The organism is Streptomyces mutabilis (genome assembly GCF_014649815.1).
In the GTDB taxonomy this organism is placed as follows: domain Bacteria; phylum Actinomycetota; class Actinomycetes; order Streptomycetales; family Streptomycetaceae; genus Streptomyces; species Streptomyces mutabilis.
The window spans coordinates 757,324-778,940 of record NZ_BMTT01000002.1; the positions used below are offsets into that span (position 1 = coordinate 757,324).

A 21,617-nucleotide genomic window follows, 5' to 3' on the forward strand; every position below is an offset into this window, starting at 1 on the left:
CCGCCGACCGGACGGAAACCGGCCGGCCCACCGCGCGCGGAACCGCGCCCACCACACCGCAGGTCATCCGGAGGCACCCCCTTGTCCACGCCCGTCCACGACGACCCCCTCGCCGAGGAGCGCTCCCACCTCGCCGCCTCGCGTTCCGCCCTGCGCGCCATGCGGGAGGACGTCGAGTCCCTCGACATCACCGACGTCACCGCGAACTGGGTCAACGCCGCCGTGCTGGAGAACCAGATCGAGGAGCGCATCAAGGCCCTCGCCGACCTGAGCGAGACCCCGCTGTTCTTCGGCCGGCTCGACTACCTGCACGCACCCGGCGCCGATCGGGCGGAGGGCGCGGAGGGTGAGCGCTTCTACGTCGGACGCCGGCACGTGCACGACGCGGACGGCGACCCGATGGTGATCGACTGGCGGGCGCCGGTCTCGCAGCCGTTCTACCAGGCGTCGAAGAAGAACCCGCTGGACGTCGCTCTGCGCCGCCGCTTCGGCTACACCGGCGGCGACCTGACGGCGTACGAGGACGAGCACCTGTCGGACCCCACCGAGGCCGCGACAACCAGCAAACTGCTCCAGCGGGAGATCGAGCGGCCCCGCGTCGGCCCGATGCGGGACATCGTGGCGACCATCCAGCCCGAGCAGGACGACATCGTGCGCGCCGGGCTGTCCGGGTCGGTCTGTGTGCAGGGCGGGCCCGGCACCGGGAAGACCGCCGTCGGCCTGCACCGGGTCGCCTACCTCCTCTACGCCCACCGCGAGCGCCTGGCCCGGACCGGGACGCTGGTGATCGGGCCGAACAAGTCGTTCCTGCACTACATCGAGCAGGTCCTCCCGGCCCTCGGCGAGCTGACGGTCCGCCAGGCCACCGTCGACGACCTGGTGGCGCACGTCGAGGTGCGCGGCGCGGACGAGGCGACGGCGGCGGTGACCAAGGGCGACGCGCGGATGGCGCGGGTGCTGCGGCGGGCCCTCTACTCGCACGTCGCCCTGCCCACCGAGGGCGTCGTGGTGGTGCGCGGCTCGCGCCGCTGGCGGGTGGCGGCGTACGAGCTGGAGGAGATCGTCCGCGAGCTGCTCGCCCGCGACATCCGCTACGGCGCCGCCCGCGAGGCCCTTCCGCAGCGGATCGCGCACGCCGTGCTGGTGCAGATGGAGCGGGCCGGTGAGGCGCCGGACGACCGGGTGCAGAACGCGGTGGCGCGCAACGCCGCCGTCAAGGCGGTCGTGAAGACCGCCTGGCCGCAGGTCGACCCGGCGAAGCTGGTCCTGCGCCTCCTGACCGACGCGGACTTCCTCGCCGAGCACGCCGAGGGCATCCTCACCGAGGAGGAGCAGAAGGCGGTGCTGTGGGTGAAGCCGGCCCGCTCGGTGAAGTCGGCCAAGTGGTCGCCCGCGGACGCCGTGCTGATCGACGAGGCCACCGACCTGATCGAGCGCACCCACTCCCTCGGGCACGTCGTCCTCGACGAGGCGCAGGACCTCTCCCCCATGCAGTACCGCGCGGTGGGCCGACGCTGCACCACCGGCTCGGCGACCGTCCTGGGCGACCTGGCGCAGGGCACGACGCCGTGGGCGACCCGCAGCTGGACGGAGGCGCTCACCCACCTGGGCAAGCAGGGAGCCGTGGTCGAGGAGCTGACGGCCGGTTTCCGCGTGCCGACGGACGTCATCGCGTACGCGTCCCGGCTGCTGCCGCACATCGCACCGGGCCTGACGCCGGTGGCGTCGATCCGTGAGAACCCGGGGTTCTTCGACGTCCGTGAGAAGGCCGAGGGAACGGCGGACGTGCTGGCGGCCTGCCGCGAGCTGCTGGAACGGGAGGGGTCGGTGGGTCTGATCGCCGCCGACGCGCGGGTGCCGGAGCTGGCGTCGGCGCTCGGGGCGGCGGGGGTCGGCTTCGTCGGCCCCGGCGAGGAGACGACGCGGGCCACCCGCCTGACCCTGGTCCCGGCCTCGCTGGCCAAGGGCCTGGAGTACGACTACGTGGTCCTGGACGAGCCACGGGCCGTGATCGACGGCGAACCGGACGAACGGACGGGACTGCGGCGGCTGTACGTGTGCCTGACCCGTGCGGTGTCCGGACTGATCGTGACGCACGCGACGGAGCTGCCGCCGCAGCTGGGGTAGTTGCGGTGGTCGCCACAGCTACCCCAGCGACCTCCCAGGCCGTTCAGGCACTGGGGGAGGCACGACCGCCCGCACCGGGCCGCGCCCTCAAGCGAGCACCGACGCGGGTGCACCCCCAGCCGACGCTCAGCCCCCCAGCACCCGCCGCCACTCCCCTACCGCCTCCGCCGAAACCGGCCCGTCCCACCCGGAGGTCCGCGCCGCCCCGCCGATGTGGAACCCGTCGATCCCCGCCTCCAGCAGCCCCGGTACGTGCTCCAGCCGCAGCCCACCGCCCACCAGCAGCTGCTGCTCGTACCCCGGCTCCCCCCGCCGCCGCGCCTCCGCGAGCAGCACGCTCAGCCCGTCGTCGACCCCGCCCGCCGACCCGGCCGTGAGGTACGTGTCCAGCCCGGTGAAGTCCGCGAGCTGCTTGCGCAGGGCGTCCCGGTCCGCGGCGCGGTCGATCGCGCGGTGGAAGGTCCACCGGCACCCCTCCAGCGCCCCGGCGACCCGCTCCACCGCCGCGATGTCGACGTCACCGTCCGCGTCGAGGAACCCGAGCACGAACTCCGTCGCCCCGGCCTCCCGCATCCGCCCGGCGACCCCCACGAGCCGCTCGACGTCCCCGGCGGCGAACCCGTCCGCCAGCCGCAGCATCACCCGCAGGTCGATGTCGACGGCGGCGCGGATCGCGGCGACGGTCTCGGTCGGCGGGGTGAGTCCGTCGGCCGCCATGTCGGTGACCAGTTCGAGGCGATCCGCGCCTCCGGCCTGGGCGGCGACCGCGTCCTCGACATCGAGGGCGATCACCTCCAGGACTGCACGCTTGCTCATGGGACCCCATTCGTCGGCCTGCTACAGGTCTAGTCCAATCCAGCCTACGCTCCCGTGGCCGGCCAGGACTCCCCCGCGCCGCCACCCGGCCTCAGCCGCCGAAGAGGTTCAGTTCCGCCGCCTCCGCCCCGGCCAGCTCGTAGCCGGCCGCGCCGTCCACCGGCCGGCCCGCGTACAGCCTCACGAGCGTCGCCGCGTCCCCGATGAACCGCCCCGGCGGCCGCTCACCGCTCGCCCCGCCCAGCTTCAGCGGCTCGTCCACGTCGTCGAGGTCGGCGTGCAGCGGTACGTGGCCGCGGTCACGGGTGAGCGTGCCCAGCAGCGCCAGCGCCTCCGGCAGTGCGCGCCCGGCGTACGCGCCCGGCTCGCCGAGGGCCACCCGCACGTCACCCGCGTGCACCCACTCGCCCAGCGCCAGCAGGTCCAGCGCGCCGCCCGCGCGGCCGATCACCGGACCGGCCTCGGTCATGCCGCGCGCCAGCTCGTCGACGACCCGGGCGTTGGTCCAGTCGGCGCGTTCGGCGATGTCGCGGTCGTTGGACTCGGGCGAGAAGACGCCGTCCTCGAAGCGGTTCTCCACCGCCCTCATCAGCGCGGAGGAGCAGTGCGCCAGCACGTCCCGCACGGACCAGCCGGGACACGCGGCCACCGGCAGCGCGAAGTCGCCGTCCGCCCGGGACCGCAGCAGCGGCACCAGTTCGTCCCGCTCGATGGCCAGCAGCCGCCCGGGCCGTTCGGGGTCGCGTACGTCGTGCACGTCAGCAGGAGTCGTCATGGCTCCACGTTAGGGGCGCGGCGACCCCGCGGTCAGTGCGCCGACAGGCCGTCCAGTTCGGCGGCGTAGAGGAGCGCCGGGTCGAAGGACATGCCGGTGAAGTGACCGGCCAGCTCCAGGGACAGGACGCCGTGCAGCCGGGTCCAGAAGGACAGGGCCCGGCGCAGGGCTGCCGCGGAAGCCGGATGTCCGTCCGCCCACTGCCGGTGGCCGTCGAGGTGCGCGTCGAACGCCGTCGGCCCGTCACCCTCGTCCGGCAGCGCGGCGCACGCGTCGATGATGACGGCCATGGTCTCGGAGGCGATCCGGGTGACGTCGGCGGGCGCGTGGTAGCCGGGGACGGGGGTGCCGAAGACCAGGAAGTACCGCTGGGGGTCGGCGAGCGCCCAGGAGCGCATGGTGCGCGCCAGCCCGGTCAGGTCGGCGCCGGAGGCGGCGGCCGCCCGGAAGGTGTCGGCGAGGCTCCGGTAGGCGTCCCTGACGAGTTCGGTGATCAGCTCGTCGCGGCCGGCGAAGTACCGGTAGAGGGCGGGCCCGCTCAGGCCCATCCGCTTGGCGATCGCGTTCAGGGAGAGGGCGGACGCACCGGCCGTGGCGATCTGCTCCCGCGCGTGCTCCTTGATCTCCGCGCGCACCTGGTCGCGGTAGCGCTCGCGCGGGGTCCCGGTACGCGCCTGCGTCATGGCCGCCGCCCTTTCCGCTCCTGCGTGCCTGCGAGGTCAAGATTCAGTTAGAGGCTATCACCGCAGCTACCGGTCTCCCCACTGGGACAATGGGCCCATGGCCGACCCCGACGCCCTGCGCTCCCGTTTCGCCCGCGCCCTGGACGGAGCCCGCGCTCCCGGTTCCGGCCCCGACCCCGCGCCGTACGCCGACAACCTGATCGCCCGCTGGCAGGAACCCCAGCGGCGCTACCACACGCTCGCGCACCTCACGGCGGTGCTCGACCACGTCGACGTGCTGGAGGAGTACGCCGACGACGCGGACGTGGTGCGCCTCGCGGCCTGGTTCCACGACGCGGTCTACCTCCCCGACCGCTCCGAGAACGAGGAGCGCTCCGCCCGTCTCGCCGAGCGCGCCCTGCCCGAGGCCGGGGTCCCGGCGGGGAAGACCGCCGAGGTGGCCCGGCTGGTGAGGCTCACCGTCACCCACTCCCCGGCCGGGGACGACCGCGACGGGCAGGTGCTGTGCGACGCGGATTTGGCGATCCTCGCCTCGCCGCCGTCGGCGTACGCGGCGTACACGGCGGCCGTACGACAGGAGTACCACTTCGTCCCGGACGACGCCTTCCGCGAGGGCCGCGCCGCGATCCTCCGCCAACTCCTCGAACTCCCCCGGCTGTTCCACACCTCGCACGGCCGACGCGAGTGGGAGGCGACCGCCCGCTGCAACCTGACCGGCGAACTGGAAATGCTGTCGCCCGAGGGCGAACCGGCCCCGTAGCCTGCCCCGCATGCTGACCATGGGCGGGGAACAGGTGGAAGAGGCCCTCGCGGGCGCCGTGGCGCTGCTGCGGACGGCGACGGACCGGGACTGGACAGCGGTGCGGGCCGGCCGGCCGGAGTGGGACTGCCGGCAGACGGCCGAGCACCTCGCGGGCGTCCTCATCGCCTACGCGGGCCAGCTCGCCGGACGCGCCACGCAGGCATGGGTCCCCTTCGACATCACCCTCGACGACGGCACCGGCAACGAAGACGTCCTGCACGTCATCGAGACGACCGGCGCCCTGTTCGCCGCCACCCTGCGCACCACCCCGCGCGAGGTCCGGGCCTTCCACCCGTACCCCTTCCGCAGCGCGAACCGCGAGGGCTTCGCCGCGATGGGGGTCACCGAGGTACTGGTCCACACGCACGACATCGCCGAGGGCCTGGGCCTCGCCTACGAGCCGCCCGCCGAGCTGTGCGCGGACGTCCTCGCCCGGATCTTCCCGCACGTCCAGCCCGGCACCGACCCCTGGCGCACCCTGCTGTGGGCCACCGGCCGCGGTGAGCTGCCCGGACGCGCCCCGGTCACCGAATGGCGCTGGAGGAACACCATCGTGATCCCCGCCGGCCGGCTCACCCTCCAGGGCGTCACCCCCGCGTCCGCCACCGACCTCGCCGCCGGTGGCGACGGCGGGTTCGCGTGGGTCGACAGCGGCCCTTACCAGGGCACCCGGGACGCCGCCGGAATGCTGTTGAAGGCGTACGAGGCGGGTGCGCACCAGCCGGAGTGGGGTCTCTTCGTGCTCGTACGGAGCGAGGACGGCCGCGCGGTCGGCGCCATGGGCTTCCACGGGCCGCCGGACGAGGAGGGCCGGGCCGAGATCGGCTACGACCTCGCCGAGGACGCCCGCGGCCTGGGCTACGCCACCGAGGCACTGCGCGCGCTGTCGGCATGGTCACCGGCACGGCGGAACGGCACCGCGCTCCGCGCGAAGATCGAGCGGACCAACGTCCGCTCGCAGGCGGTCGTCACCCGTGCCGGTTACCGCCTGGTCGCCGAGGACGAGGAACTTCTCACCTACGAACTGCGCGGCTGAGCGCCGGAGCCGGCGCCCTTGCGCCGGCGCAGTCCCGCCCCGTGCAGCAGCCGCACCACCTCGCGGCTGCCGACCTCCAGCGCACCGGCGGACACCGCGTCGGCGTACCGATCGGCGGGGATGTCGTAGTGGTCGCGTTCGAAGGCGCGGCGCGGCACGCCAAGCGCCTCGGCGAAGGCGTGCAGTTCGGCGTACGAGACGTCGCTGACCAGGTGCGACCACATGCGGCCGTGGCCCGGCCAGGTCGGCGGATCGATGTAGACGGTCACCGGGTCGTCCTCGGTCCGTTCACGACGGCTGCGGGCCGCCGCCGGCCCCGCCCAGCGAGCCGACCGCGGCGACCTTCACGCCCGCCTTCGCGCACACCCAGTGCGGGTCGGGACCCAGCTCCGGCTCGACGTCCAGCGCGTGCGGGTCGCCGGAGCCGCACACCGGGCACAGCGGCCAGCGGCCGTACCGCTCCAGCAGCGCGTCCTGCACGTCCTGCGCGACCAGCCCGGCGACGAACTCGGCGCCCTCGGGCCACTGCTCCACCCACCAGCGGCGCTGCGCGACGGACTTCTCCACCAGCGACACGACGTCCGGTTCGGCGACCTGGCCCGCCATGAGGTCGGCGAGCACGAGGGCGCGCGCGGCGTGCAGCGCCTGCTCCAGGGGGCTGATGGGGTCCATGCACCCATTGTGCGCGCTCTTGACCCCCGCACCGAAACGAAAATATCTTTCACAAGTGACCGATGACGTGAAGGAAACTTTCGCCTCTCCTCCCGCACCCGGCGCACTGGCGGCCAAAGTCCGCACGCTGGCACCGTCGATGACCCGTTCCATGCAGCGCGTCGCCGAGGCCGTCGCGGGAGACCCGGCCGGCTGCGCGGCCCTCACGGTCACCGGCCTCGCCGAGCTCACCGGCACCAGCGAGGCGACGGTCGTACGCACCGCTCGGCTGCTCGGCTACCCCGGCTACCGGGACCTGCGCCTCGCGCTCGCCGGGCTCGCCGCACAGCAGCAGTCCGGCCGCGCGCCGGCCATCACCACCGACATCGCGGTCGACGACCCGATCGCGGACGTCGTGGCCAAGCTGGCCTACGACGAGCAGCAGACCCTCGCCGACACCGCCGCCGGCCTGGACACCGTCCAGCTCGGCGCGGCCGTCACCGCGCTCGCCGCCGCCCGCCGCACCGACGTGTACGGCCTCGGCGCCTCCGGCCTGGTCGCCCAGGACCTCACCCAGAAGCTCCTGCGCATAGGGCTGATAGCCCACGCGCCCGGTGATCCGCACCTCGCCGTCACCAACGCGGTGCAGTTGCGGGCCGGGGACGTCGCCATCGCCATCACGCACTCCGGTTCGACCGGGGACGTGATCGAACCGCTGCGGGTCGCCTTCGAGCGCGGTGCGACGACCGTCGCCGTCACCGGGCGTCCCGACAGCCCCGTCACCCAGTACGCCGACCACGTGCTGACCACGTCGACGTCCCGGGAGAGCGAGCTGCGGCCGGCGGCGATGTCGTCGCGGACGAGTCAGCTGCTGGTGGTGGACTGCCTGTTCGTGGGGGTGGCGCAGCGGACGTACGAATCGGCTGCGCCGGCGCTGGCGGCGTCCTACGAGGCGTTGGCTCATCGGCACGGGGCGCGCGGGAGACCGTAGGGGTTGATCGTCGTGGACGGCTGCGGGCCGTCCGTGGCTGATCGCGCCCGCGCGGCGGAGCCGCAGGCGATGCGGCACCGCGCCCTTGGGCAAGCTGGATCGACCGACACTGGACAAGTGACCGAAGAGAGCCGCTCCGTCATGACCTCAATCCCCCACCACCCCGACCTTCGCTCCCAGTTGGCGACGCTGACCACCGAGGCGTTCCGTCCCGAGCTGGCCGAGATCGACCGGATGCCCACCCTGGAGATCGCCCGTGTGATGAACGGCGAGGACACCGCCGTCCCGGCCGCCGTCGCCGAGCGGCTGCCGGAGATCGCCGCGGCCGTGGACGCGATCGCCGCCCGTATGGCGCGCGGCGGGCGGCTGATCTACGCGGGCGCCGGTACCGCCGGCCGGCTCGGTGTGCTGGACGCCTCGGAATGCCCGCCCACCTTCAACACCGCCACCGGTCAGGTCGTCGGCCTGATCGCGGGCGGCCCTCAGGCCATGGTGACCTCGGTCGAGGGCGCCGAGGACTCGGCCGGGCTGGCCCGCGCGGACCTGGACGCCCTCGGCCTGACCGCCGACGACACGGTGGTCGGCGTCTCCGCGTCGGGCCGCACGCCCTACGCCGTCGGCGCCGTCGAGCACGCCCGCGCGCGGGGGGCCCTGACCGTCGGGCTGGCCTGCAACAGCGGCAGCGCCCTGGCCGCCGCCGCCGAGCACGGCGTCGAGGTCGTCACCGGACCCGAGCTGATCACCGGCTCGACCCGCCTGAAGGCCGGTACGGCGCAGAAGCTGGTCCTCAACATGCTGTCGACGATCACGATGATCCGCCTCGGCAAGACGTACGGGAACCTGATGGTGGACGTCCGCGCCTCCAACGAGAAGCTGCGCGCCCGCTCCCGCCGTATCGTCGCCCTCGCCACCGGCGCCGCCGACGACGAGATCGAGCGCGCCCTGACCGCGACCGACGGCGAGGTCAAGCACGCGATCCTGACCCTGCTGGCCGATGTGGACGGCCCGACGGCCGCCCGCCTTCTGGAGGACTCGGGCGGCCACCTGCGTGCCGCGCTGGCGACGGCGAAGGCCTGACCGCACGCTCGGGGAGTGCACAAGGACCCCCACCTCACGGCCGTAGCGCTCCTCCCCCTGGTCGGCGGCCCCGCGAACGTCACCTCCGTCGCCCACTGCATGACCCGCCTCCGCCTGGGCCTGGCCGACCGTTCCCGGGTGGACGACGCGGCGCTGCGGGCGCTGCCCGGGGTGCTCGGGGTGGTGGAGGACGGCGATTCGTACCAGGTGGTGCTGGGTCCGGGGGTGGTCGGCCGGGTGACGGAGGCCTTCGAGGCGCTGCTGGCGAGAAAGGACGACGGCGGGACGGGCATCGGGACGGACCGGTCACCGAACGGTGGGACGGGCGGCGGGACGGACGGGTCACCGGACGGCGTAGCGGGCGCCGGAACCGACCGGCCGCCGGGCGGCACGGCGGCCGCCCTCGCCCGGCGCGGCGCAGAACTGAAGGCGCGCCGGAAGGCCCGCAACGCGACCCCGCTCAAGACGGCCCTGCGCCGCGTCGCGAACATCTTCGTCCCCCTCATCCCCGCCCTGATCGGCTGCGGCATCGTCGCGGGCGTCGCCGGTCTGCTGACGAACCTGCGCTGGCTCCCGGCTCTCACCCCCGCCCTGGCCGCCCTCTCCTCCGCCTTCATGGCGCTGATCGCGGTGTTCGTCGGCCACAACACGGCGAAGGAGTTCGGCGGCACGCCCGTGCTGGGCGGCGCGGTCGCCGCCGTCGTCGTCTACCCGGGCGTCGCGAAGGTGACGGCGTTCGGGGCGGCACTCGCCCCCGGCCAGGGCGGCGTCCTCGGTGCACTGGCCGCGGCGATGCTCGGCACGTACGTCGAGAGGTGGTGCCGTGCCCGCCTCCCCGGCACCCTGGACGTCCTGCTCACCCCGACCCTCACCGTCCTGGTCTCCGGCCTCGTCACCCTCTACGTCCTCATGTACGCGGCCGGCGAGGTCGCCACGGCCATCGGCACGGCGGCGAACTGGCTCCTGACGACCACGGGCGCCCTGGCCGGCCTGGTCCTCGGCGGCCTCTTCCTCCCCCTCGTGATGCTGGGACTGCACCAGGCCCTCATCCCCATCCACACCACCCTCATCGAGCAGCAGGGCCACACGGTCCTGCTCCCCATCCTGGCCATGGCGGGCGCGGGTCAGGTCGGCGCGGCGGCGGCGGTCTACGTCCGCCTCCGCCACGACACCACCCTCCGCACGACGATCAGATCGGCGCTGCCGGCCGGCCTGCTCGGCGTCGGCGAGCCCTTGATCTACGGCGTCTCCCTCCCCCTCGGGCGCCCCTTCCTCACCGCCTGCGTGGGTGGGGCGGCGGGTGGCGCCTTCGTCGGCCTGTTCGCGATGCTCGGCACCGACGTGGGGGCGACGGCGATCGGCCCGTCGGGCTGGGCGCTGTTCCCGCTCCTCGCGGGCGGCGGGGGCTGGGCGGTGACGGCCGGGGTGTACGGCGGCGGGCTGCTCACCGGGTACGCGGTCGGCTTCCTGGCGACGTACTTCTTCGGTCTGCCCGACGGCGCGGCCCGCCCCGTGTGCGACCCTGAGGAACATGAACCACGCCCAGCTGACCGCCCTGGGCCGCGCCCTGCGTCTCCTCGGTGAGCACGGCGAGGCCCTGAGCACCGACACCCCGGACGCCAAGCTGCACGAGGTCCGCGCGGACCTGAAGCGGGCGCTGGACCTGCTGGAGGAGAGCGTCGGGACGACGGCCCCCAGCACCCGCTGCCCCGAGCACCCGAACGGCCCGGTCGACAGGGCCGCCCCCGACCTCTGCCTCCTCTGCGAGACCCGCCGCCGCACCGCCCGCCGCGCCGAGTACAACGGCGGCCCGCTCCCGGCCCGGCCCTCGACCGAGCCGGTCCAGTCCCGCTACGGCGTCCGCGGCGACCGGCCGCAGCCCCAGCAGCGCTGGCTGCCCGAGCTGTGGAACGGCCAGGCGTGGCAACTGTGCGGCACCCCGCGCCGCGACCGCCGCGAGGCCGAGCTGTACATCGCGGCCCAACTGCGGGCTCCCCGCGCGGCGATGGCGTACCGGCTGGTCCACGAGTTCACCGACTACGAGGTGCTGCGGGTGTGGGGGACGCCGGTACGGGTGGACATCGAGCCGATGGGCGGGATCTGAGCGGGTCGCCCCACCGGATCTGGCTCTCACCGGGTCAGATCTGGTTCTCACCACCGTCGACGTACCAGTTGGCCCCGAGGACGAAGCTGCTCTGCCCGGAGGCGAGGAAGGCCACCACCGCGGCGACCTCCTCCGGACGCCCCATCCGCCCGATGGCGATGTCCCCGGCGAGTTTCGTCCGGACGTCGGACGCGTTCTGCGCACCAAAGAGGTTCCTGATCCCGGGAGTGTCGACCGGTCCCGGGGAGACGGCGTTGACCCTGATGCCGCGGCCCTTGAGTTCATTGGCCCAACCCCGCGCGAAGGACCGGACGGCGGCCTTGGATGCGGCGTACAGACTGAACGCCTCGGCACCGTTGTCACCGGCCGTGGAGGCGTTCAATATCACCGACGCGCCGTCGTTGAGCAGCGGCAGTGCCTTCTGCACGGTGAAGAGCACGCCCCGCACGTTGACGCCGAAGATCTGGTCGTACTTCTCCTCGGTGATCTGTTCCAGCGGCACCAGCGAGGCGGTCGCCGCGTTGGCGAAAACCACGTCCAGCCCCCGGCCCCGGGCGCGGACCGCCTCGTAGAGGCGATCCAGGTCGGCCAGGTCCGTCACGTCCCCGGCCACCGCCGTGGCCCTGTCCGGACCGATCGCCTCCACGGCCGCGTCCAGCTCGGCCTTGCGCCGGCCGGTGATGAAGACGTGCGCCCCCTCGGCCGCCAGGCGCACCGCGGTGGCGAGGCCGATTCCGGTGCCGCCGCCGGTGACGACGGCGGTCTTGCCTTCCAGCTGTCCCATGACGAGTGCCCTCCACGAGATTTCAGTACCGCTCGGTACTGAAATCGACCGTAACACAATCCGCACCGACCGGTACCGAAGGCGTAGAGTGGGGGCCATGGAGACGCGACGTAAGGGGCCGGTCGGCAGGCCGAGGGGGTTCGACGCCGACGAGGCGCTCGAACGGGCCATGCGGGTCTTCTGGAAGCAGGGCTACGAGGGCGCCAGCCTCACCGACCTGACCAGCGCCATGGGCATCACCCGCACCAGCATGTACGCGGCCTTCGGCAACAAGGAGGACCTGTTCCGCAAGGCCCTGGCGCGCTACGAGGAGGGCCCCGCCGCGTACGTGGCCCGGGCTCTGCGGGAGCCCACCGCCCGCGAGGTGGCCACCGCGTTCCTGAACGGCGCCGTCCGGACCAGCACGCGCCCCGGCTGCCCGCCCGGATGTCTCGGCGTCCAGGGCTCCCTCGCCGCCGGCGACCCGGGGCTTCCCGTCCGGAACCTGCTCGCCGACTGGCGCAACGAAGGCGTCACCCGCCTCGGCGACCGCTTCCGGCAGGCCGTCGACGACGGCGACCTGCCCCCCGACTCCGACCCCGTGGGCCTCGCCCGTTACCTCATGACCGTCGCCAACGGCATCGCCGTCCAGGCCGCCGGCGGCGCGACCCAGGAGGACCTCCAGCGGGTGGCGGACATGGCCCTGCGGGGCTGGCCACCCGCCTGACGGCAACGCGGCGCGGTGCCCGCTAGGACCGCGCGCTCTCGTGGTTGGTCCGCCGCAGCCGGGCCCGCATCACCTCCTCCGGCCGCGCGGCCACCAGCGACGCGGCCGGACAGTCCCACTCCCGGCCGCCGCCGACGGGACGCAGCCGTACGTCACCGCCGTCGTGCGCCAGGACCTCCCCCACCCGCCCGTCCCGCGCGTCCACGGCGTGGGTACCGACGGCCGGCCGCTCGCCCCGCACCACCGACGCCAGCCGCTCCGCGACCCGGACGTTGCAACGCCCCAGGTCCACCAGCGCGAACGGCTCCTCGCTCGCACCGGTCACCGGATCGACGCACAGCGACGGCAGCACGATGCCGGCATCCACGAGGGCCTGCCGCAGGCTTTCGACGACTTCTTCGGTCGACCGCACGCTTCCTCACCTCCACACAGAGTTCCCGATTCGCGACACAGCGTGGCGGTCGCGGCTCTAACCTGCCCATACAGGGCGCCCCAACAACCCTCGTCGTACGACCGGGAGTCCCGTCACCGTGCCTGGACCGAAGGGCCTCGACCCCTCGTCGTCCCCTCGCGCCCTGCTCGGCGCGGAGCTGCGTCACGCCCGCGAGAAGGCCGGGTTCAGCCAGGAGGAGCTGGGCGGGCGGCTGTTCGTCAGCGGCTCGTTCATCGGACAACTGGAGTCCGGTTGCGGAGGATGCAACCGGAGTACGCGCGGATGCTGGACGACGTCCTCGGGACGGAGGACTTCTTCCGGTGCAACTGCGCGGCTTCGGCGAAGTCGAGGTATCCCGAGCACTTCGCGGAGGCGGCGGAGGCGGAGGCCGTCGCCACGGAGATCAGGGAGTACGCGCCCCTGCTGATCCCCGGACTGCTGCAGACGCCCGCATGTACACGGGCGGTTTGCCGTGCCTACCAACCCACGGCACCGAACGAGGTGATCGAGGAACTGGTTGCGGCCCGGATGGAACGGGCCCGTCTCCTCGCCGATCCAACAGAGCCTCAGTCGTGGGTCGTACTGGATGAAGCAGCGTTACGACGGGTGACCGGAGGCCGCGAGGTGATGGCCCAGGCACTCGGCCACATGCCATCAAGCTGATGGACTTCGAGAGTGCACCGCCACTGGTGTACTTCGAGGGTGTCGGCACCGGGCGGCTGGAGGATGAACCCACCGTCGTGCGCCACCAGCGGCAGACGTACAACCTCCTCTCGCGAGCGAGCGGCGCGGAAAAGTGGTGGCCCAGCCACGCCGGTCCCCCACGCCGCCTGCGTACCCACCCGGCGCACGGGAGCGCGTCAGCTCCGGTGGCGGCACGCGCCACGCCGTCTCGGCGGCGCGGCCCCGGGCGGGCGACAAGACCCCGACGGCGGCGCCCGGGGGGGGGACACCCCCTCGAAAATGGATGACACTCCGCCCCGGAGTGTCATCCATTTCGAGACCACCACCCCCGCCCCCACCACAAACCACCCGCCCCCCACCGCCACTCACCACTCACCACCGCAAGCCGCTCAGCCCCCGGCGTGCCGGCGAGACGCCGACGCGCCCCCACACGCCGGACGCCCACGCAACCATGCAAGGAACTCACCGGCCGGGCCACCACTCTCCCCGGGCCGCCCGCACGCTTCTCACCCGTGCTGGAGCGAACCGAGTCAAGGGCGACCCGGAGGGGCATCGGCGCAGCCGACGCGACCGCAGGGAACGCCCTTTACTCGGCTCGCGGAAGCACGACACTGACCAGGAAGCGGGCGGCCCCCACGGCCACTTGGAAGCCGGGAGGCCCCGGGGCCGGCGACGTCGGCGGTCACGCCGGCCACGCACCGCACACCCTCGTCGACGCGGCCGGGCGGCTCGCCGACCGGGATGCAGGGCGGGCTAGGGTGTGCCGATGCAGCCCCTCCCGCCGCCGCGGATAACGGCGAACGAGTGCCGGCCCGGCCGTCACTGGTACGTCACGGCGGCGGCGATCGCCGTCGCGTTGACCGTGCTGGGTGTGGCCTTCGGCGTGTACCGGTTCGCCAGTTTGACCGACACGGTGGACACCGACCACCAGTTCGCCAACGGCGACACCGTCACCCTGCGGCTCGAGCCGGGGGCCGAGAGGGCGATCTGGGCCAAGTACCCCGGCCGCTCGCCCGGCCCCCGGTGCGACATCACCGGGCCGGGAGGACCACGTCTCACCGAGCCGGGAACCGACGTGTTCCTCACCGGCGACGAGGCCTGGCACGTGGTCCAAGTCATCGACGTGTCGCAGGCGGGCGACTACACGGTTACCTGCTCCTCCCAGGCGCTCTCCCGGTACGCCCTCGGGGGCACCGGGGTCCTGGCCACCTTCGCCGGCGGACTGGTCCTGGTCATCGCCCTCCCCGCCCTCGGGATCGGCATCTGCGCCGTCATCGTCCTCGTCACCGCCGTGCGCCGCAGCCGCCACCGCAAGCGGCTCCTCGCCGCCCTCCTCGCCTCCGGTGCCGGCCACCCCGCGCCCGCCGGCCCGGGCCCGCAGGAGCGCGACTCACAGCCGGCCTGACCGGCCGGCTCCTCGCCGGAGAGGCCGGTGCCCCGGCCTCACCCCCCACGAGCCCTACGGCTCCAGCAGGGGCAGCGCAGCGAACTCGTGGCCCTCCCACAGGCGCCGCGACGCCTCCTCCGGGTAGGGCACGACGGTCGGCTCCGCGTCCAGGACCTGGACCAGGCGCCGTTCCGTGTCGTACGCGGGCCAGCCGGGGTCGCCGGTGCGGGCGAAGGACGTCCAGGAGGCGCGGAAGCGGGAGGAGAGGGCCAGCGCCTCGGCGGACGGCTCGGCGTCCCCGAAGAGGAACGGGCCGAGGTCGGCCCGGAATGTGCCGAAGAGCAAGGGCACGTCCAGGGCGTGGCACGCGCCGAGGGCGCCGCCGTTGCCGGGGGCCGGCCAGGTCAGCTCGTAGACGTGGGAGCGGCCGCCGCCCGCGAGGTGGGCCTCGGCCAGGTGCAGGGACGGCATGGCGAACAGCCAGTCCGTCTGGACGCGTTCGTACAGGTCGTTCGCGGGCCGGCCGGGGTACGCGGCACGGTAGGCGTCCTCTCCTCCCGGCGCGTAAAGCCGCAACGCCTTGGACGCGCGTTCGCCGGTGATCTGGCCGAGCTTGCCCGCCATGGCGGTGAACAGGCGGTTCTCCTCGCGGTTGTGGCCGGCGATCAGCTCGACGTCCCGGGACGCGCCGGACGCCAGCGCCTGCCACGGCGTCACCGGCAGGACGTCGCCGTCGACGACCGGCGAGTACGGGGTGACCGTGGGCGCGGCCTGCCCCCAGCGGTCCACGTACTGGGGCATCCGTGGGGCGAGGGTCCGGCCCGCCTTGACCAGCTCGGCCGGGTCGACGGCCGCCAGGTCCGCGACGGTGGGGCGCAGGCCCAGCTCGGCGGCGAGAACGGTGCCGATGTCCCGGGCGAGTTCGTCGGAGAAGAACGTGCCGGGCACGCTCTGGGCTATGGCGCGGTGGAAGAGGCCGACGGCGCGGGGCATGGACAGCAGGGAGGCCACGGAGCCGGCGCCCGCCGACTCGCCGAAGACCGTGACCTGCTCCGGGTCGCCGCCGAACGCGGTGACGTTGTCCCGTACCCACTCCAGCGCGGCCACCTGGTCGAGCAGGCCCCGGTTCGCGGGGGCGCCCTCGATGCGGGCGAAACCCTCCATGCCGACGCGGTAGTTCAGGGTGACGACGACGAGGTCGCCGTCCTCGGCGATGCGGCGGGCGTCGTAACCGGGGCTGCCGGCGTGGCCGATCCGGTAGGCGCCGCCGTAGATCCACACCATCACCGGGCGGCGTGCCGCCGGGTCGGGAGCGGGGGTCCAGACGTTGACCGTCAGCCAGTCGTCGCCCTCGAGGAGGGCGGCGGCAGGTCCCGCGATCCCCGCGTCCTGCGGGGGCGGCGGGCCGAAGGCGAACGCCTCGCGCACGCCGTCCCAGGGGCCGGCGGGGCGCGGGGCGGCGAACCGGTCCCCTCCCACGGGGGGTTCGGCGAACGGGATGCCGCGGAAGACGGTGAGGCCGTCCTCCCGTCGTCCGCGCACCGCACCGGCGGCGGTGCGCACCACGGGCTCAAGGGCCTCTGGGTTCGTCATGGATCACTCCCTCACTGGACGCCGCTGGACTTACGTACGGCAGTAGTTGGTGATTCCACGGACCCTACGCCGCGGTGCGCCGCCGGAGCGGGCCGGGTCGGGCCCGGCCCGGCCCGGCCCGGCCCGGCCGGGTCAGCTGAGGGTCTTCAGAGCCGCCGCGTCGAACGGCGCGAGCTCGTCGAAGCGGCCGGAGAGCACCTTGTCCGCCCACTGCGGGTCCTGGAGCAGCGCGCGGCCGATGGCGACCATGTCGAACTCGTCTCGTTCGAAACGGTCCAGGAGGTTGTCGAGGCTGCCGAGCCCGGCACCCTCGCCCTGGAAGGACTTGAGGAACTCGCCCTCCAGTCCCACCGAGCCGACCGTGATGGCGGTCTTGCCGGTGAGCTTCTTGGTCCAGCCGGCGAGGTTGAGGTCGGAGTCGTCGAACTCGGGCTGCCAGTAGCGGCGCGTGGAGGCGTGGAAGGCGTCGACGCCGGCCGAGGCGAGGGGCGCGAGGATGGCCTCAAGCTCCTCGGGGGTCTCGGCGAGGCGGGCGTCGTAGGCGTCCTGCTTCCACTGCGAGTAGCGGAAGATCACCGGGAACTCGGGGGAGACCTTCTCGCGCACGGCAGCCACGATCTCGGTGGCGAAACGGGTGCGGGAGACCGGGTCGCCGCCGTAGGCGTCGGTGCGGCGGTTGGTGCCCGCCCACAGGAACTGGTCGACGAGGTAGCCGTGGGCGCCGTGGATCTCCACGCCGTCGAAGCCGATGCGCTCGGCGTCGGCGGCGGCCCGGGCGAAGGCGCCGATGACGTCGTCCAGGTCGCGCTGGGTCATCGCCTTGCCGGTGGCCTCGTCCGCGCCGACGCGCAGACCGGAGGGGCCGACGGCGGGGGCGTCGGGGAAGGGCTGGTCGCCCTGCTCGCGGACCATGCCGATGTGCCACAGCTGCGGCACGATCGTGCCGCCCGCCGCGTGCACCGCCTCGGCCACCTTCGCCCAGCCGGCCAGCTGCTCCTCGCCGTGAAAGCGCGGCACGCGGTCGCTCTGCCCGGCGGAGTCGTGCCCGACGTAGGTGCCCTCGGTGACGATCAGGCCGACACCGGCGGCGGCGCGGCGGGAGTAGTACGAGACCACGTCCTCGCCGGGGATGCCGCCCGGCGAGAACATCCGGGTCATCGGGGCCATCGCGATGCGGTTGGGCACGGTCAGGCCGTTGATGGTGGCCGGGCGGGCGAGGATCTGAGCGGCGCGCGAGGCGGCGTCCGCGGCGGTGACGGTCACGTGGGGGCTCCTCTGGAGGTACCGGGCGGTATGTGCATACGCATGAACCTGCCGGTGTCAACCGGGCCGCCCGCCCCGCCCATTCCGGCCGCCCACCATCAGTGGCGCAGGTCACAGCCCTGCGCGGCCGTCGACCGGCGGCCGGCGACCATGAGCAGCGCCACCGTCTGCACGCCGATGATCCGGGCCTGCGTCACGGGGCCGGGGCTCGGAGCCCTCACCGTGGCCGACGACGCCGACCGCGTCGGCCCGGAGGTCGGGGGGCGGCCAGGGCGCGCAGGGCCGCGGCGGCGTCCTCAGGGTTGCCGGTGAAGCCGGCGGCCCGCCAGTCGCCGGGGTAGCCCCGGCTCCGCGCCGGTCGTAGCGCGGGGTGGCGATGCCCGCGGCGGCGAGGGCGTCGGCCATGGGCCGGCCCAGGTCCATCACGAGCTTCGGAGTGTTGCCGTCGCGCTCCAGGGGGCCCGAGCCGTGCAGCAGCAGGACGGCGGGGTGCGGACCGGGGCCGGACGGCAGCGTCAGGGTGCCGGCCAGCAAAGTCCCGTCGTCCGCGGCGACCGTCATGTCGATCTCGGGCAAGGCTCCGCCCCTCTCGTCCACCAACCGACCGCTATCGATTACTCTCAACGACGAGAACGTTATCAGATGTGAGACCATAGCTGTATGGCCACCGCGAACCTCCTCCTCCACCCCGTCCGGATGCGCATCCTGCAGACCCTGGTCGGCGCCGGCGAGCTGACCACCGCCCAGCTGCGCGACCGGCTGCCCGACGTCTCGCCGGCCACCATGTACCGGCACGTCGCCACCCTCACCCAGGCGGGCATCCTGGAGGTGGTGCACGAAAGACGCGTGCGCGGCACCGTCGAGCGCAGTTACCGGGTCCGGCAGGACGAGGCCCTCGTCGACGAGGACGCCCGCACCGCCATGTCCAAGGAGGACCACCGGCAGGCCTTCACCGTCTTCACCGGGGCGATGATGGCCGACTTCGACCGCTACCTCGCGCGCGAGGACACCGAACCCGCCCGCGAGGGCGTCCTGTACCGGCAGGGCGCGGTGTGGGCGACGCCCGAGGAGTTCGCCGAACTGGTGGAGGAGTTGGAGGCCGTGGTCGCCCGCCGCACCGGGCACGGGGTCGGGGACGGCCGCGTCCGGCACATCATCAGCCTCGCCCTGGTGCCCGACAAGACCGGCGGGACGCAGGGGGCGGACGGCCCGGAGGGCGAAGCCGACTAGGGGAACGGTCCCGGGAACGCCCGAGGGCGGCACCCCCCTGTCGGGGAGTGCCGCCCTCGGTCCGTGCTGGACGGTCGATCAACCGGAACCGGTCGATCAGAAGTCCATGTCACCGCCCGGCATGCCGCCCGGAGCACCGGCCGCGGCGGCCTTCTCCGGCTTGTCGGCGATGACGGCCTCGGTGGTGAGGAACAGCGCGGCGATGGAGGCGGCGTTCTGCAGTGCGGAACGGGTCACCTTCGCCGGGTCGATGATGCCCTCGGCGATCATGTCGACGTACTCGCCGGTCGCGGCGTTCAGGCCGTGGCCGACGGTCAGGTTGCGGACCTTCTCCACGACGACGCCGCCCTCGAGACCACCGTTCACGGCGATCTGCTTCAGCGGAGCCTCCAGGGCGAGCTTCACGGCGTTGGCGCCGGTCGCCTCGTCACCCGACAGCTCCAGCTTCTCGAAGACCTGGGAGGCCTGGAGCAGGGCCACGCCACCACCGGCGACGATGCCCTCCTCGACGGCCGCCTTCGCGTTGCGGACGGCGTCCTCGATGCGGTGCTTGCGCTCCTTGAGCTCGACCTCGGTGGCGGCACCGGCCTTGATGACGGCCACGCCGCCGGCCAGCTTCGCCAGGCGCTCCTGGAGCTTCTCGCGGTCGTAGTCCGAGTCGCTGTTCTCGATCTCGGCGCGGATCTGGTTGACGCGGCCGTTGACCTGGTCGGTCGAGCCGGCGCCGTCGACGATGGTGGTCTCGTCCTTGGTGATGACGACCTTGCGGGCGCGGCCCAGGAGGTCCAGGGTCGCGTTCTCCAGCTTGAGGCCGACCTCCTCGGAGATGACCTCGCCGCCCGTGAGGATGGCGATGTCGCCGAGCATGGCCTTGCGGCGGTCGCCGAAGCCCGGGGCCTTGACCGCGACGGACTTGAAGGTGCCGCGGATCTTGTTGACGACCAGGGTCGACAGGGCCTCGCCCTCGACGTCCTCGGCGATGATCAGCAGCGGCTTGCCCGACTGCATGACCTTCTCCAGGAGCGGCAGCAGGTCCTTGACGTTGCCGATCTTGGAGTTGGCGATCAGGATGTACGGGTCGTCGAGCGACGCCTCCATACGCTCCATGTCGGTGGCGAAGTACGCCGAGATGTAGCCCTTGTCGAAGCGCATACCCTCGGTGAGCTCCAGCTCCAGACCGAAGGTCTGGGACTCCTCGACGGTGATGACGCCTTCCTTGCCGACCTTGTCCATGGCCTCGGCGATGAGCTCGCCGATCTGGGTGTCGGCGGCGGAGATGGAGGCCGTGGAGGCGATCTGCTCCTTGGTCTCGACGTCCTTGGCCTGCTCGAGCAGGGCGGCGGAGACGGCCTCGACGGCCTTCTCGATACCGCGCTTCAGGGCCATCGGGTTGGCACCGGCCGCGACGTTGCGCAGGCCTTCCTTGACGAGGGCCTGGGCGAGAACGGTCGCGGTGGTCGTACCGTCACCGGCGACGTCGTCCGTCTTCTTGGCGACTTCCTTGACCAGCTCGGCGCCGATCTTCTCGTACGGGTCCTCGAGCTCGATCTCCTTGGCGATGGAGACACCATCGTTGGTGATCGTGGGCGCGCCCCACTTCTTCTCGAGGACGACGTTGCGGCCCTTGGGGCCGAGCGTCACCTTGACGGCGTCCGCGAGCTGGTTCATGCCGCGCTCGAGGCCGCGCCGCGCCTCCTCGTCGAACGCGATGATCTTGGCCATGTGAAGTGGTCCCTCCAGGACTGGGGGTGATTCCTTCGGACCGCGCCCGCGCCCGCGACGGACGGCTCGCCGGCCTCGTGGTTCCTTCCCCACCCGGCCTGCGGGCCTCACCGACCCGGTCCTTCGTTGTCACTCTCACCTTCAGAGTGCTAACGCCAATGATTAGCACTCGCCCCCATAGAGTGCAAGCGCCTACCGCGGATCGGGCCGCGCGCTCAGCCACCCGCGAACAGGGAACCGGGCCGTCCGTCCGGGCAGGCCGAAGGGCCCGCACCCCGGGTGAGGTGCGGGCCCTTCGGAGAAGAACCGTTCGCTTGCGGTGGCCGAACGTCTCAGGCGCTGAGGCGAACCATGTCGGCCTGCGGGCCCTTCTGACCCTGCGAGATCTCGAACTCGACCCGCTGGCCTTCTTCGAGGGTGCGGTAGCCGTCCATCTGAATCGCGCTGTAGTGGACGAAAACATCCGCACCACCGTCGACCGCGATGAAGCCGTACCCCTTCTCCGCGTTGAACCACTTGACGGTGCCCTGAGCCATGCCTAACTCCCCTATTACTGGCCCTTGCACAGATCCACACTTCGCGGATCCGGGTCAGACCTCACCCCCCACGACTGGGGGCGTGCGCCGGAACGCGTCGACCGCGGCCGAATGTATCTGTCCAACTGCCGTCTGCAACAGGTCAATCGGACGAGAAATCTGGACGCACCCGGCCCGGAATGTGGCGAACTTTCACCTGAATACGGGTCAAGTCGGG

At 73.0% G+C, this 21,617-nt stretch carries 21 protein-coding genes and 2 pseudogenes; 11 read left to right on the top strand and 12 right to left on the bottom strand.

Translation table 11 applies throughout. From position 1 onward, the window contains the following. Nucleotides 1-81: 81 nt before the first annotated feature. Nucleotides 82-2,127, top strand: a complete 2,046-nt coding sequence (locus tag IE142_RS07725; RefSeq protein WP_191884966.1) for a HelD family protein — start codon at nucleotides 82-84, stop codon at nucleotides 2,125-2,127. 126 nt (nucleotides 2,128-2,253) lie between these two features. Here IE142_RS07725 and IE142_RS07730 read toward each other — a convergent pair whose 3' ends face one another. From IE142_RS07730 to IE142_RS07740, 3 genes are all read right to left on the bottom strand, one after another. Beyond that, entirely contained in the window at nucleotides 2,254-2,943 is a 690-nt protein-coding gene (locus tag IE142_RS07730) for a copper homeostasis protein CutC (RefSeq protein WP_191884967.1), read from the bottom strand. A 91-nt stretch (nucleotides 2,944-3,034) separates the two neighbouring features. Next, nucleotides 3,035-3,718 (bottom strand): maleylpyruvate isomerase family mycothiol-dependent enzyme, encoded by a 684-nt coding sequence (locus IE142_RS07735; RefSeq protein ID WP_191884968.1) that lies wholly within the window; start codon nucleotides 3,716-3,718, stop codon nucleotides 3,035-3,037. A gap of 32 nt (nucleotides 3,719-3,750) precedes the next feature. Further along, nucleotides 3,751-4,401, bottom strand: coding sequence for a TetR/AcrR family transcriptional regulator (locus IE142_RS07740; protein ID WP_191884969.1), 651 nt, complete (start codon nucleotides 4,399-4,401; stop codon nucleotides 3,751-3,753). A gap of 97 nt (nucleotides 4,402-4,498) precedes the next feature. Between IE142_RS07740 and IE142_RS07745 the strand changes: the two genes are divergently transcribed. Both IE142_RS07745 and IE142_RS07750 read left to right on the top strand, forming a co-directional pair. After that, nucleotides 4,499-5,161, top strand: a complete 663-nt coding sequence (locus tag IE142_RS07745) for an HD domain-containing protein (protein ID WP_191884970.1) — start codon at nucleotides 4,499-4,501, stop codon at nucleotides 5,159-5,161. Nucleotides 5,162-5,171: 10 nt separating this feature from the next. Further along, nucleotides 5,172-6,239: a GNAT family N-acetyltransferase gene (locus IE142_RS07750; protein ID WP_191884971.1), complete on the top strand. Its 1,068-nt coding sequence runs from the start codon at nucleotides 5,172-5,174 to the stop codon at nucleotides 6,237-6,239. On the opposite strand, the gene IE142_RS07755 is transcribed toward IE142_RS07750, so the two are convergent. Next, entirely contained in the window at nucleotides 6,221-6,508 is a 288-nt protein-coding gene (locus tag IE142_RS07755; protein ID WP_191884972.1) for a DUF4031 domain-containing protein, read from the bottom strand. The two genes, IE142_RS07750 and IE142_RS07755, sit on opposite strands and share 19 nt — an antisense overlap. A 19-nt stretch (nucleotides 6,509-6,527) precedes the next feature. Next, nucleotides 6,528-6,911, bottom strand: a complete 384-nt coding sequence (locus IE142_RS07760) for a DUF8819 family protein (RefSeq protein ID WP_191884973.1) — start codon at nucleotides 6,909-6,911, stop codon at nucleotides 6,528-6,530. 55 nt (nucleotides 6,912-6,966) lie between these two features. Here IE142_RS07760 and IE142_RS07765 point away from each other — a divergent pair, with 55 nt between their 5' ends. The 4 genes from IE142_RS07765 to IE142_RS07780 all read left to right on the top strand — a co-directional run bounded on the left by IE142_RS07765 (nucleotide 6,967) and on the right by IE142_RS07780 (nucleotide 11,062). Then, a complete protein-coding gene (locus IE142_RS07765; protein ID WP_107479500.1) occupies nucleotides 6,967-7,881 on the top strand; it encodes a MurR/RpiR family transcriptional regulator in 915 nt (304 codons plus the stop codon). A gap of 141 nt (nucleotides 7,882-8,022) precedes the next feature. Continuing rightward, nucleotides 8,023-8,958, top strand: coding sequence for an N-acetylmuramic acid 6-phosphate etherase (gene murQ, locus IE142_RS07770; RefSeq protein ID WP_191884974.1), 936 nt, complete (start codon nucleotides 8,023-8,025; stop codon nucleotides 8,956-8,958). Between the two features lie 15 nt (nucleotides 8,959-8,973). Beyond that, nucleotides 8,974-10,542 (top strand): PTS transporter subunit EIIC, encoded by a 1,569-nt coding sequence (locus IE142_RS07775; RefSeq protein WP_191884975.1) that lies wholly within the window; start codon nucleotides 8,974-8,976, stop codon nucleotides 10,540-10,542. Next, nucleotides 10,490-11,062 (top strand): hypothetical protein, encoded by a 573-nt coding sequence (locus IE142_RS07780; protein ID WP_191884976.1) that lies wholly within the window; start codon nucleotides 10,490-10,492, stop codon nucleotides 11,060-11,062. Before IE142_RS07775 ends, IE142_RS07780 begins: the two co-directional genes overlap by 53 nt. Before the next feature lie 34 nt (nucleotides 11,063-11,096). Here the strand turns inward: IE142_RS07780 and IE142_RS07785 are convergent, their stop codons facing one another. Then, on the bottom strand, nucleotides 11,097-11,846 hold the full coding sequence (locus tag IE142_RS07785; protein WP_191884977.1) for an SDR family NAD(P)-dependent oxidoreductase: 750 nt from the start codon (nucleotides 11,844-11,846) through the stop codon (nucleotides 11,097-11,099). 97 nt (nucleotides 11,847-11,943) lie between these two features. Between IE142_RS07785 and IE142_RS07790 the strand changes: the two genes are divergently transcribed. Beyond that, nucleotides 11,944-12,552: a TetR/AcrR family transcriptional regulator gene (locus IE142_RS07790; protein WP_191884978.1), complete on the top strand. Its 609-nt coding sequence runs from the start codon at nucleotides 11,944-11,946 to the stop codon at nucleotides 12,550-12,552. 22 nt (nucleotides 12,553-12,574) lie between these two features. Here IE142_RS07790 and IE142_RS07795 read toward each other — a convergent pair whose 3' ends face one another. Then, a complete protein-coding gene (locus IE142_RS07795; protein ID WP_100047281.1) occupies nucleotides 12,575-12,964 on the bottom strand; it encodes a hypothetical protein in 390 nt (129 codons plus the stop codon). A 118-nt stretch (nucleotides 12,965-13,082) separates the two neighbouring features. Between IE142_RS07795 and IE142_RS07800 the strand changes: the two are divergent. Continuing rightward, nucleotides 13,083-13,770, top strand: a pseudogene (locus tag IE142_RS07800) (helix-turn-helix domain-containing protein); the annotation flags it as partial. A 665-nt stretch (nucleotides 13,771-14,435) separates the two neighbouring features. Further along, the gene (locus tag IE142_RS07805) at nucleotides 14,436-15,074 is read left to right on the top strand and encodes a hypothetical protein (protein ID WP_191884979.1); all 639 of its coding nucleotides are present in this window, start codon (nucleotides 14,436-14,438) and stop codon (nucleotides 15,072-15,074) included. A gap of 54 nt (nucleotides 15,075-15,128) precedes the next feature. Here the strand turns inward: IE142_RS07805 and IE142_RS07810 are convergent, their stop codons facing one another. The 3 genes and pseudogenes from IE142_RS07810 to IE142_RS07820 form a co-directional block, all read right to left on the bottom strand. Then, nucleotides 15,129-16,649: a carboxylesterase/lipase family protein gene (locus IE142_RS07810; protein WP_191884980.1), complete on the bottom strand. Its 1,521-nt coding sequence runs from the start codon at nucleotides 16,647-16,649 to the stop codon at nucleotides 15,129-15,131. 132 nt (nucleotides 16,650-16,781) lie between these two features. Next, nucleotides 16,782-17,912 (bottom strand): NADH:flavin oxidoreductase, encoded by a 1,131-nt coding sequence (locus tag IE142_RS07815; RefSeq protein ID WP_191884981.1) that lies wholly within the window; start codon nucleotides 17,910-17,912, stop codon nucleotides 16,782-16,784. A gap of 210 nt (nucleotides 17,913-18,122) precedes the next feature. Next, nucleotides 18,123-18,488, bottom strand: a pseudogene (locus tag IE142_RS07820) (alpha/beta hydrolase family protein); the annotation flags it as partial. 84 nt (nucleotides 18,489-18,572) lie between these two features. Here IE142_RS07820 and IE142_RS07825 point away from each other — a divergent pair. Further along, nucleotides 18,573-19,142 (top strand): helix-turn-helix domain-containing protein, encoded by a 570-nt coding sequence (locus IE142_RS07825; RefSeq protein WP_191884982.1) that lies wholly within the window; start codon nucleotides 18,573-18,575, stop codon nucleotides 19,140-19,142. A gap of 96 nt (nucleotides 19,143-19,238) precedes the next feature. Here the strand turns inward: IE142_RS07825 and groL are convergent, their stop codons facing one another. Together groL and IE142_RS07835 are read right to left on the bottom strand one after the other, a co-directional pair. Beyond that, nucleotides 19,239-20,864 (bottom strand): chaperonin GroEL, encoded by a 1,626-nt coding sequence (gene groL / locus IE142_RS07830; RefSeq protein WP_043381772.1) that lies wholly within the window; start codon nucleotides 20,862-20,864, stop codon nucleotides 19,239-19,241. A gap of 332 nt (nucleotides 20,865-21,196) precedes the next feature. After that, nucleotides 21,197-21,400: a cold-shock protein gene (locus tag IE142_RS07835; RefSeq protein ID WP_004929928.1), complete on the bottom strand. Its 204-nt coding sequence runs from the start codon at nucleotides 21,398-21,400 to the stop codon at nucleotides 21,197-21,199. Nucleotides 21,401-21,617: the final 217 nt, after the last annotated feature.

Bases quoted from the DNA above. Each gene is read 5' to 3' on its own strand.
- IE142_RS07760 (WP_191884973.1), bottom strand. From the start codon at position 6,911: ATGGACCCCATCAGCCCCCTGGAGCAGGCGCTGCACGCCGCGCGCGCC.
- IE142_RS07750 (WP_191884971.1), top strand. From the start codon at position 5,172: ATGCTGACCATGGGCGGGGAACAGGTGGAAGAGGCCCTCGCGGGCGCC.
- murQ (WP_191884974.1), top strand. From the start codon at position 8,023: ATGACCTCAATCCCCCACCACCCCGACCTTCGCTCCCAGTTGGCGACG.
- IE142_RS07730 (WP_191884967.1), bottom strand. From the start codon at position 2,943: ATGAGCAAGCGTGCAGTCCTGGAGGTGATCGCCCTCGATGTCGAGGAC.
- IE142_RS07745 (WP_191884970.1), top strand. From the start codon at position 4,499: ATGGCCGACCCCGACGCCCTGCGCTCCCGTTTCGCCCGCGCCCTGGAC.
- IE142_RS07735 (WP_191884968.1), bottom strand. From the start codon at position 3,718: ATGACGACTCCTGCTGACGTGCACGACGTACGCGACCCCGAACGGCCC.
- IE142_RS07785 (WP_191884977.1), bottom strand. From the start codon at position 11,846: ATGGGACAGCTGGAAGGCAAGACCGCCGTCGTCACCGGCGGCGGCACC.
- IE142_RS07805 (WP_191884979.1), top strand. From the start codon at position 14,436: ATGCAGCCCCTCCCGCCGCCGCGGATAACGGCGAACGAGTGCCGGCCC.
- IE142_RS07825 (WP_191884982.1), top strand. From the start codon at position 18,573: ATGGCCACCGCGAACCTCCTCCTCCACCCCGTCCGGATGCGCATCCTG.
- IE142_RS07790 (WP_191884978.1), top strand. From the start codon at position 11,944: ATGGAGACGCGACGTAAGGGGCCGGTCGGCAGGCCGAGGGGGTTCGAC.
- IE142_RS07810 (WP_191884980.1), bottom strand. From the start codon at position 16,649: ATGACGAACCCAGAGGCCCTTGAGCCCGTGGTGCGCACCGCCGCCGGT.
- groL (WP_043381772.1), bottom strand. From the start codon at position 20,864: ATGGCCAAGATCATCGCGTTCGACGAGGAGGCGCGGCGCGGCCTCGAG.
- IE142_RS07740 (WP_191884969.1), bottom strand. From the start codon at position 4,401: ATGACGCAGGCGCGTACCGGGACCCCGCGCGAGCGCTACCGCGACCAG.
- IE142_RS07780 (WP_191884976.1), top strand. From the start codon at position 10,490: ATGAACCACGCCCAGCTGACCGCCCTGGGCCGCGCCCTGCGTCTCCTC.
- IE142_RS07835 (WP_004929928.1), bottom strand. From the start codon at position 21,400: ATGGCTCAGGGCACCGTCAAGTGGTTCAACGCGGAGAAGGGGTACGGC.